Source organism: Gelidibacter maritimus (assembly GCF_014062315.1).
GTDB lineage: Bacteria > Bacteroidota > Bacteroidia > Flavobacteriales > Flavobacteriaceae > Gelidibacter > Gelidibacter maritimus.
This window is the reverse complement of record NZ_JACGLT010000007.1, coordinates 175,767-191,705: the sequence shown is the minus strand read 5'-3', so window position 1 is coordinate 191,705 and position 15,939 is coordinate 175,767. Positions and strand designations below refer to the sequence as shown.

The following is a 15,939-nucleotide window of genomic DNA, read 5'->3' as shown; positions in this document are numbered from 1 at the left end:
TGAACAAGAATAATTTCTAAAAGATGGACTATTGACGTCATACTTCACCACTTCTTAACATCTGATTTGCATGTATCTAAACTTTTTAATTTAGGGTCATTTTCATTTCTATCTTCACTAATGGCAGAGCATTATTCAAAGCGCATTAGACATCTTAAAGAAATCATTTATCAATTATAAGATGCCGTCAATTCCCCGCTTCGCTTTTTTGTTTTGCCTGCCTGTCGGCAGACAGGGGTTTCACTAAAAAAAGGGAGAACTTTTAAAAGTTCTCCCCTCTGACTAAACATAAAAATAAAAAAATGAAAACTAATTTTCTATTCCTGTTGTGCCCACCATAATGGCGTAAACACTGTATCAGGACCTCCTAATTTGTCAACGGCCTGCGCATACCCACTTGGGATATTACTACCAAAATTAGAAGGGTATTTTAATCTTTGAGCAAAAAACTTAATGCTGCTCGTCATATAATTACCATCGGTTAGGGCTGGCATATTGGTTAATGGCTCTTCAACGGCCGGGTTCTCAAAGAATGGTAAACCAAGTCTTCTCTGATCATTCCAAGTTTCCAATGGCAACCACGGTGTTTGTGCAATAAACTTTTGCGTAATAATTTTTGTCAAAAGATCGTTCTTCACATTACCATCTTCGTACAATCCGTTATCAGGATACTCCAAGTTAAATGTGCCTGCAGCACCAGTATAACCATCATTATACGTCATTGTTACCGATGTAGGTGGTTCTACAGTATGTGTCCAACTAACAGAAGTTCCAATTCTGCTGTAATCTTCTGAAGTTAAATAATCTGATAATTGACCAGACACATTATTATAAGCAAAACTGTCGGCAATACCTTGCTCGTAAGCAGTTTTTCCATCAATTGGCACTGTCCAACCTCTAACGGCGGCTTCGGCAATTAAGAAATAAGACTCCCACGAGGCAAAAAAGATTCTTTCGTTAGAACTGTTTCTATATTTATTGACTAAACGTGGAAGCGCCCCAATATGACCTGCAACTCTATTTATAGCACCTTTATCTCCCCAATTACCTCCAGTGAAAGCATTCCAGGTAAAAGCGGCATCAATTTCCTTGACAACATTGCCAGCATCGTTTATTAAAGTTCTTTCCGTAGTTTCTGCATTATTATCCCAAGATGGATACCCATTAAATTCTGGATTGTCAAGATCGCCTGGTATCGCATACAAATCATAAGCTCTTGGATCTATAGTGTTGTGTAAACCATCAAAGAAGAATCCAGCAGAAGGATCGTTTGTTTTGGTTGTAAAATGATCATCAAACTTAAGGCCCATATAATTGGATGGCTTAATATGTGAATGTTTATCTGCCGATAACACATCTGCAGAAGGAATACCACCTAATCCAATCATTAAATTATTAAGTGTTGATGACAGTCTAAAATCGTTCCATTCTCTCGTCATTACACCTGTGTAATTATCCCATCCTGGTTTTTCTGCAACTGCAAAGTTATCATCTGCCTCAGCAATATATATGTCAGTAGCAGCATCTTCAAATTCAGTTTGTGCTTTTGATGGGTCTGCTTCAGACAAACGCATTGCTAAACGCATTCTTAAGGAATTTCCATACTTTTTCCATTTTTCATAATTATAATTATAAGCTGGATCCAATTTCTTTAATGCATCATCTGGAGCTGAAACTTCAAGATTTAATGCATTGGTTGCTTCTTTTAATTCTTCAAGCATATAGTAATATACTGATTTTACATCTGAATATTCAGGATTAACGCCTTCAAATCCATCGATAGGAACAGGTCCAAAGTTATCGGACATTTCGCTCATGAGGTAAGCACGCCAAATTCTTGCAACCTGTTTAAGATTAGGCGTATGCTCTCCGGCAACACCTGATTCAATTTGCTGATTAGCAACTACAATACCAGCGTTGATAGTTCTTAACCATGACGATACGTAACGGTTGTAATAATCACTTGACCAGTCATCGTTTGGACTCCCCAAGGCTAATCCAGCGGGTCTTGTCATTCCTCCAACACGATCCCAATACAGCGCAAACATACGTTCTGATATATGAGGATCTTGTTGTGCTCCACCAATAGAGTTGTTAATAAAATATTCTATTTGTACCTGGTCGCCACTTGCCGCCACAGGATCTACGTTTATGTCTTCAAAGTCAGAGCAGGATAGAAATGCCAACAGCACTCCACCAACCAAACTTGTTTTATTAAATATTTTTCTCATAACTTGATATATTATATTTTTTGTAACTTAATAGATACATTTATTTTAGAAACTTACAGACAGGTTTAAAAATATACTGCTCGTTGTTGGAGGCGAAAGATATTCAAAGCCTGTAGCGTTTGTAGACGTTGCAAAGACAGACTCCGGATCAACACCATTTAAGTTGTTTTTCAACATCCATACGTTATTTGCGGAAAGTCCTACCTTAAGGTTCTGAATTCCTGAATCTCCCAACCAGTCTTTTGGAATCGTATAGTTGATATTCACGTTTCTTAATCTAACATTGGTGGCATCGTAAATATTAGCCTCGTTAATTCCTAAGTTTCCAGATTTAGTGGCAATGTGCTCCCAGTAAAGTCTTGGAGAAATACCTGTCGAATTGACAGTATATCCACCGGTTCCATCACTTACAACGCCGTCAACTACAATGTCAGCTCTTTCGCCATCAACTACAGTTATAGCAGCCGTTCCAGCTTCTTGGAGCGCATGGTTTGTACCAGAGAAAATCTCACCACCAACACGCGCATCAATCAGAAATCCTAAAGAGAGATTCTTATAGGTGAAGTTGTTAGCAAAACCAAGCATATAATCTGGTTGTTGATTACCTAATTTGAATTTTTCACCGTCAGCACCTGCTACTTCTGGGCGACCGCTAGCATCTACAACAATTTGCCCAAAATAAGGACTGTTTTGATCTTCCACTCTTTTGTACTTCGTACCCCATATTTCACCATAACCGCCTCTTTCAACAGCGAGCACTTCCAAGTTGTCAAAACCTCCTAGTCTGTATTGTGTAACATCATCAGCTAAACTTTCAATCGTGTTTTTGTTTGTTGAATAATTAAGACTTGCATCCCAACTAAAACCTTCAGGATTGTCAACAATTCTTGCATTAAGAGACAACTCAACACCTGTATTCTGTACATCTCCAGCATTAACCATCTTAGCATTATATCCACTAAATGGGTCCAATGGCAATTCAATCAATTGGTTGGTAGCGTTAGATTTGTACCAAGCAAAATCCAATCCTAATCGGTTGTTGAAGAATCGCGCTTCAAAACCAATTTCTTGCGATTTGATCAACTCACTCTTTAAGTCAGGGTTAAAAAGCGTATTGTTTGTACCTGCAGTAATGTTGCCATTAGAATCATTTCCAATCCAATAGCTGTTATAAAGTTTATAAGGTTCAAGGTCATTACCTACAGTTGCGTAAGACGCTCTAATTTTACCAAAGGTTAGCCATCCTGGTAATTCAGAACCTGCTTTTCTAATCATATCCGTAAACACGAAGGATGTACTGATAGATGGGTAGAAAAACGATCTGTTTTCTTTACTTAAAGTAGAAGACCAGTCGTTACGCCCTGTAAAATCCAAAAACAAGAACCCATCATAATTGATTTGGAAAGTTCCATAAATTGAATTTGTTCTTCGTTCTGTTCTACCTTGATTAACGCTTGGGCTATCGACACCATTATTCAAAGAGAACAAGTTTGGAACCACAAGCTCTCCAGAATTTCCGTTAATATAGTTAGAGTTTCTACCCATGATGTTTCCACCAATGGTTGCAGAACCTCCAAATTTACCAATAATATCATCTTGAGCAGCCATCAATAAGAAGCTGAAGTTTTTCTCAATAAAAGATTCCTTTCCAAAACTGTACCGTCCTGTATTATTACCTGGACTTCCAGAGTATAATTTAGACTCGGTGGTAGTGGTATAAATATCAGCACCAGCTCTTGCCTCAGCGCTTAACCAATCAGTAATGTCATATTTTATAGATCCATTTAATAAGAAACGGTCTCTTGCATCATTACTAAGCCTGTTTTGAGCAGACCAATATGGGTTTTCAGCATTTTCAGAAACGAACCATCTCATTTTACCAAATTCATCCGTGGTGTTTCTAAATTGAGTAATATCAACTGATCTTGGTAGTTGTGCTACCGTTCCGTAGGCGTTGTTGTTATTAAGTCCGTTTAATGGTCTATTGCCAGCTTTTGTATTGATATACTGTACTTTCACATCGGTTGTCCACCTTTTAGACTCACCAAATTTTGTGACTGCACGTGTGGTTAAATTCAATCGTTCCAAAGTTGATCCCGGAATATTACTATCATCGTTCAAATAACTTGCAGAGGTATATAAAGATGTACCATCTGTTACCTGCTGTTGGAATGATAAGCTATAGGTTTGATTAAACCCTCCATCATAAAAATTTCCAAGATTATCATAAGCTCTTAATGTTGTTGGGTTCCCTTCCCAATCTACAACAGATTGTCCTTCAATTTTAGGCCCCCAACTCAACTTGCTTATTTCTTCGTAAACCCCTAAATCTCCCTGACCAAACTGGCTCTGAAGTTCTGGTTCGATAAATAACCTTTCAAAACCTGTTGTAGCAGAAAAAGTAATACCTAAACCTTTTCTTGCGGTACCAGTTTTGGTAGTAATTAAGATGACACCGTTACCCGCTCGTGAACCATATAATGCCGCAGCAGAAGCACCTTTTAAAACCGTCATGGTCTCTATGTCATCTGGATTTAAATCTCCTAATCCATTTCCCATGTCTGGCGAAGGATTGAAGAAGTCATTATTATCAGCTCCTGTAAAGTTATCCATAGGAACACCATCCACAACAATCAATGGCTGGTTGTCACCTGTAAGCGAACTATTACCCCTTAGTACAATTTTTGATGAACTGGCAGGACCGTTACTTCCTTTAATCACTTGAATACCGGCAATTTTACCAGATAAGGCATTGGCAACGTTGGTTTCTCTTGCCTCTGAAATTGCCTCACCTTTTACTTCTTGAACGGCGTATCCTAAAGATTTACGTTCTCTTTTAATACCAAGTGCCGTCACTACCACTTCGTCCAATTGACTCACATCTTCAACAAGCGAAACGTTGATTGTGCTTTGACCATTAATGGCAATCTCTTGAGTAGTAAAGCCCACGTAGGAAAACTGCAAAATACCTTCCCCACTTGGTACATCAATACTGTAATTACCATCAAAATCTGTTGTTGTTCCGGTGCTCGTGCCTTTAACTACTACACTAACTCCTGGAAGTCCCAAACTGCTTGCGGCGTCCACAACTACTCCTTTTACCGTTGTTTGCGCCTGCATACCATAAGTGCATAGAATACCAAACACAAACAGTAATTTAAGTACCTTTTTTGTCATAATTTTGTTATAAGTTTAATTTGATTTCTTAAATCAATGTAAAAAACTTGTCATTTATAAATATTTTCGACTAATGACGCTTTTGGAAAGGAGTAGGGCAACATATAACCTTGTAGTTGGCGAATTATTGCCAAATTCGTATTAAAATGCTTCACAATTATGAGATCATCATTCACAGTAAATTATTCTGAAAATTGTAGTGTTTTCTGACTGTTTATTACTGCTTTTGAAACAACCTTTTTGAACTTGGCTAAAAGCAATTATAACTACCCAGCCTATTCCTAATTAAGCTAACTTCTACCCTTTTTTCCTTCCTATCGAGTGAAATGGTAAAATTCTTTAGAAATAGAGAGCAATGCGATTTTATATGATGATTGTCAAATAGTTACAGCTATATCCTAATAAAGATTACACTTTCAACACATTAAAAAATGGTTCTAAATTTTAAATCATTCACCTCTTTTACTTGATTGTTTTCGATGTCTACTGGAACACAAGTGAACATCCATTTCCAAGAGTTGTTATCCTGTGGAATTTTCAAGAGTACCGTATTCCATCCTTTTTTAAGTTGAATTTTTGTAGGTGCTCGGAAAAAATAATCCTCATCAATAAACGGAATTTCATCCGTTCTTGTTCCCAAATTGGGCTGTTTCCAATGGGGAGGTGCTATTTCGACGTTATTGACCCATAGTTTAGGATTCGTGGTGTGCCACTGCCCTTGATCAGGGAAAGGACCTACACGCCGACCCCCAGACCGTGACCAGCCTTGGAAACCTACCCAAAAATCTTGAATCCGATCATCTGGTGAATAGATTTCAGCAGTCGCATAATAGGTGCCGGTTTTTTCAGTAGTCAATGCCGGGAAACCGAAAAAGTGTTTAAAATGCAGCGTGCCGCCAACTTTTGGTGCAGACCATTTATAATTTTTTCCGTCAACATTATAAGAAGCGATCAATTCATTTTCAACTGGAAACTTCAAATTGACATTATTGTTATTCTCAAATGGCCCAATCACATTCCATTGAAAATCGGTTTGCCTGATATATGGGAATTCCTTGTCTTTAAAAAAGAAATCACGATGGACGATGACCTTGTCCTCAAAAGCTTTGAAGGCCTGTAATTCTGGTGTGTTTAAGGCTGGTAATTTGGCCCAATAATCCAGTTTATTCTCTTTTCTTCCTTTCCAAATCGCATCGGCATAGAAAACAATGGAGGGATAAATAGGGTTTTGTTTTAGAATATCTCGTTCATTCGCCACATTATTATCAGGCCAAGCACATAATATGCCTCCCAAAGCAAGTTCATCGCCTTTAGGCTGTCGGCAGGGCTGTTGAAAAAATAAGCGCGACATACCCGCAAAAGGATCCAAATGATTGATATAATTGGCGCGGGAGTCTATAAACCGATGTCCTGGTCTCGGATCAAACTGCGCCCAAAGCTGATTGATGGACGTAGAATCTCCCTTTACCTCAATACCTTCCATCCAAACGATAAGGTCTCTATCATGAGACTTGACGCGATCCATGATTTGTTTTACAAATCCGTCCTCCACGTATTCTTCACGATTCCGGACCTCATCTGTACCGATATGAATGTACGGCATGTCTTCGGCACTCGCCAATGAGCACAATTCATCAAACAAGTTCAATAGGGTAGGTAATGCGCGTTCATCTTTCATAGTTTCAAACCCCATTGCATCCCTAAACGCTCTCGAATGGCCAGGGATGTCAAATTCTGGAATCACCGTGATATGACGGGCTTTGCAAAATGCAAGGATGTCCTTAAATTCTTCCTGAGTATAATATTTACCCTTACCCCGTGAGGTAGCGGCTTCCGATTGCAATTGTGGATACAATTTGCTTTCCAATCGCCATCCTGGATCATCGGTTAAATGCCAATGGAACACATTGTATTTATATTGTGAAAGGACTTCAATCTGCTCTTTTAATTGGTCTATGGATTGGAAATTCCGTCCGGTATCGTGCATAAATCCTCGGATTTTAAATGCAGGCCAATCGGTGATTTCCAACTTTGGAAAAAGACCACCTTGCCCCTGTTTCCTGAAAATTTGCTGAAGTGTTCTTATGGCGTAGTAAGCGCCTTTCTCAGAAGTTGCCCAAATTTTAACATCTCTATCAATACTTAATTTATAGGCCTCCTCAGGGTTATCAACTGGAAGCTGTTCCTTAATAACTTGAATCTTCAGACCTTTGTAAGACTCTTTAATGCCTTGTTTTTTGAAGAATGCACTTATAACATCGGATTCATTTTTAAAATCGGAAGCCCCAATATGAAAACCTTTGAACGCCAACTCTCCTTCACCATAGCTGATTTCTTGTGGTGTTGGGATGATGGGATATTTGGCTTCAAGATGATTTACTTGTTGTGGATTGGAATAGCCGTTGAAAATAAACAACAGCTTTAAAGCCATAAAGTAAATGACTGCTTTAAAGTTGATATTATAAAGAGAAAATTTCATAAGATTTTAATTTACTAAGTCTATAGACCTAACAGGTTTCTAAAACCTGTTAGGTCTTGTTCGACTCAAACTTGTTATTTTGACAATCTGAAGACCACAACATCTCGTGAAGGCACATCAATGGACATCTTGGTGTCCGTAGCACCAACAATCGTATTTTGCCATAGGTCCTTTATTTTATAATCGCCTTCAAAATCCTTGACCCGGATTTTAGACCAATCAATCTCGTAGTTTTTGTCTGTTATTTCCCTATTAAAAAAGCAGATCGCTATGTCCCCATTGGTCAACGGTTTTTGCCAAATTTCAAAATTGCCATAATCTTCAATCTTAAAACCCTGTTTCCCCAAAACGTCTTGATTGATGGCAATTAATTCTTTATTGGTTAAAATACTATGATCTACCTGAGTCATATCCCTCAAATCGTTACCGGCCATTAAAGGTGCGGCCAACATACACCACATGCTAAAGTGGGCTCTTGCTTCATTTTCTGGCATATTGTTATTTCCAACGGCCAGCATATCCGGATCGTTCCAATGCCCAGGACCAGCATATTTTTCTAAGCCCACCTGCATGTCCACCAAGTCCGACCATCCAATGAGATTGCCCCATATATTGCCGTCGTATCTGGCGCCCATATCAATATCCAATGTCGTCCGCCACAGATGTCCTACATCTTTTGCCCATTCCCATGGCTTATTTTCACCCCATTCACAGAGACTAAAAACAATAGGTCTTCCGGCTTTAAATAGCTCATCTCTCATCAAGGTGTAAGAGGCAATGGCATCTTGCCCTTCAGTAAAGCACCAATCGTACTTTAAATAATCGACATCCCATTTGGCATAGGTCTCAGCATCCTGACGTTCAAAACCTTTACTTCCAGGTCGGCCGGCGCAAGTTTTTGTACCAGCATCAGAATAGATTCCGAATTTCAAGCCTTTGGAATGGACATAATCCACCAAACTCTTAATTCCTGACGGGAATTTTTCTTTATCCACGATAATATATCCATTTTCATCACGGCCTATTTGCCAGCAATCGTCAATCACGATGTATTCATAACCAACGTCCTTAAATCCGGTCTCCACCATGGCATCCGCCATTTCCTTGATCACCGTTTCGTTGACGCCGTCGCATTGAAAACTATTCCAGCTGTTCCAGCCCATAGGTGGGGTCAGTGCCAAATTATCGAATTTTTGAGCGGATATCCCATGTGATAAAAAGAACGCTACTAAAAGAAAGAAAAAATTTGTCTTCATGAATTTGATGTTTTATTTATTACATACTATTTGAAAAAGTCGGTGCAGGCAAGCCATAACTATTAATCAGATTACCATCGGAAAAGGGCCTATAACCATATTTGACATATCTCGGATTTTCGATTTCTGGCGACCATACCTGCAAGATACCATTTACAATTTTAGTTTGTGCAGGGACAAATTGTTTATGATCGTTAGCGATAAAAATATCTTGCACACTTGCATTGTTGAATGTTTTTAAACCTTCGCCATGTTTAAAATGAATTTCGAGCGTGTTGTCCATGACATTCACAAAATCCAAAAGCGGCCCAGAATAACCAATGTTAAAACCATAATCATTATGGAGTGCTATTTTAGACAAACGCCGTCCAACAATCCATTTTTTCCTTGGATGCACGTCTGTTTCATTCCCAACATCGTAGCTGACCGCCATTCCCGTATTTGGAATGCTCAGTAAACGCCTTTGTGAATCCCGAAAACTACCCCAAGTTGATCGGTTTAGACTACTTAATTGGACATAATAAAATGGTAATTCCTCATTTTTAAAATGATGGCGCCAATCATTCACCAACATCTTGAATAATTTTGAATGCATCTCAATTTGATCGGCATTGGATTCCCCTTGATACCAGATCACCCCTTTGATAGTGTAATCTCTAATGGGCAGTATACCCGCATCAAATAGAATAGTGGGCTGATAAGGATGTCGAGCTTTTATTTTAGTTTTGGAATGATCTTCCATATTGCGTTCAATTCTATTGGCAACCCACACATCAACCATCGGGTTTAAACGCGTGTCATTGAGAAGATCAATTGTTTCATGTTGTTGCTCCATAGCTTCCCTACTGATCCAACTTTGAGTAGGAGATCCGCCGATGGCGTTACAAATAATTCCGACCGGAACATTTAATTTTTTCTGAAGTGAATAGGCAAAAGCATAGGCCACCGCCGAAAATTTCTCAAGGTCCTTTGTATTTGAAGTGGTCCATCCTGAAGAATCAAAATAATCTGCCGCATTACAATTTTTAAGATCGGCTTCACTAAATTTTTCTCCTGACAGGGTTTTTCCATCCATAGAAAACAAAAACACCTGATCATTTAAGGAATCCTTTAAAACAGTGGTAGCACTTTCCATATCTCTCACCATAAAATCCATGTTGGATTGCCCCGAAGCCAACCAAACTTCACCGATGTACACTTTTTCTATGTTGTGAGATTTTGTGGAGGTGGAAAATTTTAGTGGATAGGGGCCACCGGCTTTCATCGACGGAAAGTCAACGTTCCAGTGCCCATTGAAATCGGCTTTTACACGTTTTGTTTCTTGGTTAAATTGAATGGTTACCGTATCATCATAGTTGGCGGTTCCATTAAAACTTATGGTTTCATTTCGTTGAAGAACCATGTTTTCTCCATAGAGCAACGGCAGTTTTAAATCGCCATAATCCCCAGTGATGGCACTGAATACTTTATTGGCGATAATTTGGGCGCCTTCTTTGGTGGGATGTAAATTATCTGGGAAATACTCTGGAAATCGATATAGAGGCTCGTGTAAATTAATTAAATCAACAGAGGCCTTTGCGGCAATAGTTTCTATTTTTGACTGAATTTCCTTAAAACTTTCCCGCATGCCTTCTTCAAACCAATGATGCCCCGAAAAAGTTGGGGTCATTTTGCAAATGATGACTTTGGGTTTGGTTGGCAGGTTTTTATAAACAGAAATCATATCCAAATAATCCTGTTCAAATTCGTCCTTATGCTTTGGCCAATTGTTATTGCCTTGGTCATTCAACCCCAAATGGATGATGACGATGTTGGGTGCAAAGTTTTGCGAGGCTTTAAACACCTCCTTTTCCCAATAAGGTTTGTGTCCGTTTTTCAGCATAGTAGCGCCCGAAAACCCAAAATTTTCTACCTCATAATTTGAGCCCAATAGTTGCTGAAGTTGTGCCGGATAACTATGTTCTTCCCGTTCCTCAATCCCAGCACCATAGGTGACGCTATTTCCTACACAAGCAACTTTTATAGTTTGGGAAGATAGGGCCAGCGAAAAAAGCAACATCCAAGACATGGTCAGAATCTGGCGATATTTTGAAATTGTCTTCATTATAAAACTCATCTTTTTGGTATTTTCTAAACTCATCCGACCATCCAAATCACAACATAGGGCGCAATCAGAGTGGTCAAGATGCCGTTGACACACATGGCCAATCCGCTATAAGCGCCTGACAAATGGCCGACTTCCAACGCGCGTGCTGTTCCGATGCCGTGCGCTGCAGTCCCTAAAGCTGTTCCCATAGCGGCTTCACTTTTTATGCCTGTTAGTTTCAAGAAACTCGGACCGAAAGCATTTCCAAATACACCAACCGCAATCACCACGCCTGCAGTGAGCGATGGAATGCCCTCTGTAATTTTCGTAATTTCAATAGCAATGGGTGTGGTGACGGATAATGACACTATCGACTTAATAATGACATCAGGCGCATTCAGATAAATTGAAAGTAATGAAACTGACAAAATACTAATCATACCGCCACAACAAACTGCCAAAAGAAAAGGATAAATATTATGTTTGATCAATTGATATTTCTCATAAAACAAAACGCCAAGTGCTACAATTGAAGGCCCTAAGAAAAAGGTCAAATACTTGCCGCCTATATTATAATCGTTAAAACTGACTTCAAACACTACCAAGAACAAAATAATTAATGTGATGGCGATCAAGACTGGATTGAATAACACCAATTTAATTTTTGTCCGTAATGCCCGAGCACCAAAAAAAGCGACCAACGTAAGGCCTATTCCAAAAACCGGAAGACTATAAAACGCTGTCATTTTTCTCAAGTTTTTGCTGTATCAATGCGGTCACATATAAAGTAATCAAAGTGCTTATCCCTACGGCAACCAACAGAATAATCCAATACGATTTAATAAAATCAAAATAAGACATGAGCCCAACACCGAAAGGAATAAAAAATAACACCAAATAATTCAACAAGGTATCAGAGGCAGGTTTCACCGATTCCAGTGTTATCAGTTTTACTTTCAACGCCACAAAAATCAGGATCATTCCCCAAACATTCCCAGGCACGGGTGTTTCCACGAGGTAATTGATCAATTCGCCCAAGCCAAGGAATAAAAACAAGATTAGGAAGGCTTTGAGCATTTTCAACCCGCTCTTGAGCAGATTCATAGTTTTCATATGGACTTTAAATGTCGCTTTACTCATTCGAAACATTTGAAATTTTAAAAGAATAGGCATATTTAGTTGCCAATTCAACGAGTTTGAGATGAGGAGCTAAAATAATCAAATCTTTAGTATTATGTTTAGGATGATGGCTAAACCTGTCAGGTCTAAGTCTTCATTAAACCATATCTACAAGGTTGTCCTCCTTCGGCGGACAGGTGGAAACCTTGCCGAAAGCTTTGGAAACCTTGTAGGAATGTATACTCGTTTAGAAGATTACTTTTTAGGCTTTTTGTAACTATCCTTTCCATCAGTCAACCAATCCAAAGAAAAGCTTACAAAAGGGTTTTTTGTGTACCCATCTTGCTCAAAAAACAAGCCGATATCGCCATTTTCAAGAATAGTCATATCCGAATATGCGGAAGGACCCTCGTAAATGGTTTTGCCCTCCGACCAAGTTTCACCTTCGTCATAGCTAATGCGCACCGTCATATTAACCCGGCCTTTTTCCGATTTGGCATTAGAGAAAAGAAGTCTGTTCTTTTTATATCCATCTTCAATTGCTGTATATCGAATGATACTTGCATTGCAACCCGGATCAATCAATTCTGGAGCTTCTTCAGTGGTCCATGTTTTACCTCCATCGGTAGACGTATGTACATAACGCATACCCTTTCCGTTGACCCGTGCATTGATCATCAAAGTACCATCTGCAAGTTCTATTATTTTTGACTCATCCGCTGGTTGAATTGGCGTATCTATAAAATACCAAGTTTTACCGTGGTCATCACTTCCAAACACATGAAGACCGCTGTTTAAATTGACCATAGTATGCAGCAATTTCCCAGAACGCGTTTGGATTCCTCTACCAGAAGTTATGAATTTAAAATCCTTGTGCCATTCCGGTTTTGCTATCTGAGAGGTGATATCTACAGGTTCACTCCAGGTTTTCCCATTGTCTGCACTTTTCACATAATGAAGGTAATAGATGTCTTTTTCAGTATCTAAGTTCATAAAATTGTAAAACATGAAAATTTCGTTGGTCACATGATCCACAATCAAGGAAGGATCTGAAGCCGATTGTCCATCTGGAAAATCGACCACAGTTTCAATATCAGACCAAGTTTTCCCATTATCAGCGCTACGTCTAATGATAATGTTGATGTCCCTACTCCACTTTAGATCGCCACAACCTGGAACACGCTCATCAATAGCAGCAATGACATCGCCATTTGGCGCAGTTATGATGGCTGGGATCCGATAACATTCAACCCCCTCTGTCATAGACGTGTTGAACAAATCTTGAAATACCGGTGCACCATCTGTGGTGGCTTTTTGGGCTGTTACGCCACAATTAAAAAGGAATATAGAGATGAGTACTACAATTAAGTTTTTCATATTATTAGACTTTAAATTAGTTATTCGTACATATTATATAGATCTGCATGATGCAATTCTTCAAAAAATTCAGCTATATTTTGGACAACGACATCTAAAAATGCTGTGCCCTTTGTTTGGGTAGCTTTCTTCGGGTTCCCCACTCCGGTATCCTCAGTGACATGAGTCCATTGGCGTTGCGCGCTGACCCAACCCTCTTTGAGTCCTTTGATTTTAAATTGTTTAGCACTTCCACTTCCAGCTTGACCCAGCGGCAATACTAAATGAGGTGCAATATGCTGCATTGCTGACGTTTCCAATTCGCCAGCATGGTCTCCCGGTTCATCAAAATAAGGAGTGGCATTGGCCGCTTGCCACCAATTGATTGAACAAACGAAAACTTTCGGAAACTCTACACTCAATTCACGGATCATTTGCTTAAAATTATTGCCTCCATGCGAATTGACAATAACCAATTTATGAATGTCATGCGCATTTAACACCTCAACAACATCTTTTAAAACCGCATATTGGGTACTGGGGTTCATGTTCATGCACAACGAAATATCCATCTGACCCGTATTGACTCCAAAAGGAATAGTTGGCAATACGATGACCTTTGCTTTCTTGTTCCAAGCTTTTTCTGCAGCCGCAATAGAAACATACTCTGCCTGATAATTATCGGTAGCATAGGGCAAATGGTAATTATGGGCTTCAGTGGCCCCCCAAGGCAAAACGGCAACGGTAAAAATGGTTTCTTTCACCGATTTCCAATTGGTTTCTGCCAACACATAAGGTCTTATGGTTTTTCCCATCATAACATATTTTGAACGAGTTCAATCAAATTTAGTTAAAATATAGCCTCCATTAAATGAGACAGCCGTTTTTTAATCAAACGCCATTTTACTCCTATTTTTTTCGACCTGAAGGATCTCTAATCGCTAATGATTTAGTTTCTATTTTACTTATTTACTAGTGGCACGCATTAAAACTGTAGTCTCAAGCTGCTCATAAAAGCATTTGATTTCTGATAATTTATTTTTTTATTCGTTCAAAAGTTTTCCAACATTGGTACATAGCTCTTGGAACATGGAAACAGCCTTTCCATTTTCCGCCTTTTAAATCCAACAACACTTCACCTTGCCTGTTTAAGTAGCCAAACCATTCGCCGTTATCGGCATCCGAAAAGTGTGACCAGGAATACTTGTGGACTTTTTCGTACCAGTCCATAAGCTCCTTCCTACCCGTATGCTCATAAGCTTTTGCCAATGCCACCAAGGCTTCCAGATGGACCCACCAGAGTTTTTGATCCCATTCCAACTGTTGTGGCGGTTTTCCTAAAGCATCCATGAAATAAAAGATACCGCCGTATTTTTCGTCCCAACTATATTCTAATATCCGTAAAATGGTGTCCGCAGCTTTTTCAATAAGTTGCTTGTCTTTCCTTCTCACCCCAATGTCTATCATAAACCACATGGCTTCAATCCCGTGTCCAGGATTTAAGAGGCGTCCGTTAAAGCTATCCTCATGAGAACCGTCCGGACGGACAAATTCGTAGATAAGTCCCGATTCCTTATCCAAGAAAACATTCATGACCTCATTGATGCTGAAATCGATGGTTTGATTAACCTCATCCTCATCCAAAACACCTTCAAGTTCCAATACCAAATTGGATAGAATCATCGGTAGGGAAAAACTTTTTAATGGTCTTTCTCCTGTCGATTTCTCGTAACTCCCCTTCGGATTATCCTTCTTTTTTAATATGTTAAGATAGGTTTTCTTAGCAAGTTGTTTGATCTCATCATCGCCAGATGCAATTGCATATTGGCTAAAAGCCATGGCTGCAAAACAATCAGAAAAAATATTATAAGGCTGTATCAGTGGTTTTCCTTCCTGTGTCGTCGAAAAATAGAAGTTACCCTCCTTGTCCATGCCGTGTTTTCTAATAAAATCAACACCATGTTTGGCCAATGTCAACCAATTCTCATTCTTCTCAACGTTATTATAGAGCATAGAAAAAGTCCAAGCCTGTCGCCCTTGGAGCCACATAAACTTATCAGTATCGTAAACTTCTCCTGTTTTATCCAAACAGGTGAAATAACCGCCGTAAGTTAAATCTATCGAATTTTTCTCCCAAAACGGGATGACATTATTTAGAAGTGTATTTTTGTAGAGTGATGTATGGTCCATTTAAAAGATATTTCTTAAAAATTAATCGCATTTTTTCAGTGTAAA

At 39.1% G+C, this 15,939-nt stretch carries 10 protein-coding genes; all 10 read right to left on the bottom strand.

Going from position 1 to position 15,939, the window contains the following annotated elements:
• Positions 1–317: 317 nt before the first annotated feature.
• The 10 genes from H3Z82_RS10845 to H3Z82_RS10800 all read right to left on the bottom strand — a co-directional run bounded on the left by H3Z82_RS10845 (position 318) and on the right by H3Z82_RS10800 (position 15,894).
• Positions 318–2,231: a SusD/RagB family nutrient-binding outer membrane lipoprotein gene (locus H3Z82_RS10845; protein ID WP_182205520.1), complete on the bottom strand. Its 1,914-nt coding sequence runs from the start codon at positions 2,229–2,231 to the stop codon at positions 318–320.
• 45 nt (positions 2,232–2,276) lie between these two features.
• Positions 2,277–5,408: a SusC/RagA family TonB-linked outer membrane protein gene (locus H3Z82_RS10840; protein ID WP_182205519.1), complete on the bottom strand. Its 3,132-nt coding sequence runs from the start codon at positions 5,406–5,408 to the stop codon at positions 2,277–2,279.
• A 424-nt stretch (positions 5,409–5,832) separates the two neighbouring features.
• Positions 5,833–7,887 (bottom strand): family 20 glycosylhydrolase, encoded by a 2,055-nt coding sequence (locus tag H3Z82_RS10835; RefSeq protein WP_182205518.1) that lies wholly within the window; start codon positions 7,885–7,887, stop codon positions 5,833–5,835.
• Positions 7,888–7,961: 74 nt separating this feature from the next.
• Positions 7,962–9,143, bottom strand: coding sequence for a glycoside hydrolase family 27 protein (locus H3Z82_RS10830; protein WP_182205517.1), 1,182 nt, complete (start codon positions 9,141–9,143; stop codon positions 7,962–7,964).
• Between the two features lie 19 nt (positions 9,144–9,162).
• On the bottom strand, positions 9,163–11,247 hold the full coding sequence (locus tag H3Z82_RS10825; protein ID WP_182205516.1) for a GDSL-type esterase/lipase family protein: 2,085 nt from the start codon (positions 11,245–11,247) through the stop codon (positions 9,163–9,165).
• Between the two features lie 32 nt (positions 11,248–11,279).
• Complete coding sequence (locus H3Z82_RS10820; RefSeq protein ID WP_182205515.1) at positions 11,280–11,975, bottom strand: LrgB family protein; 696 nt, start codon at positions 11,973–11,975, stop codon at positions 11,280–11,282.
• Entirely contained in the window at positions 11,959–12,369 is a 411-nt protein-coding gene (locus H3Z82_RS10815; RefSeq protein ID WP_235982433.1) for a CidA/LrgA family protein, read from the bottom strand. Before H3Z82_RS10815 ends, H3Z82_RS10820 begins: the two co-directional genes overlap by 17 nt.
• 234 nt (positions 12,370–12,603) lie before the next feature.
• A complete protein-coding gene (locus H3Z82_RS10810; protein WP_182205514.1) occupies positions 12,604–13,725 on the bottom strand; it encodes a sialidase family protein in 1,122 nt (373 codons plus the stop codon).
• Positions 13,726–13,745: 20 nt separating this feature from the next.
• Positions 13,746–14,522, bottom strand: coding sequence for a creatininase family protein (locus tag H3Z82_RS10805; protein ID WP_235982432.1), 777 nt, complete (start codon positions 14,520–14,522; stop codon positions 13,746–13,748).
• 217 nt (positions 14,523–14,739) lie between these two features.
• On the bottom strand, positions 14,740–15,894 hold the full coding sequence (locus H3Z82_RS10800) for an AGE family epimerase/isomerase (RefSeq protein ID WP_182205513.1): 1,155 nt from the start codon (positions 15,892–15,894) through the stop codon (positions 14,740–14,742).
• Between the last annotated feature and the right edge of the window lie 45 nt (positions 15,895–15,939).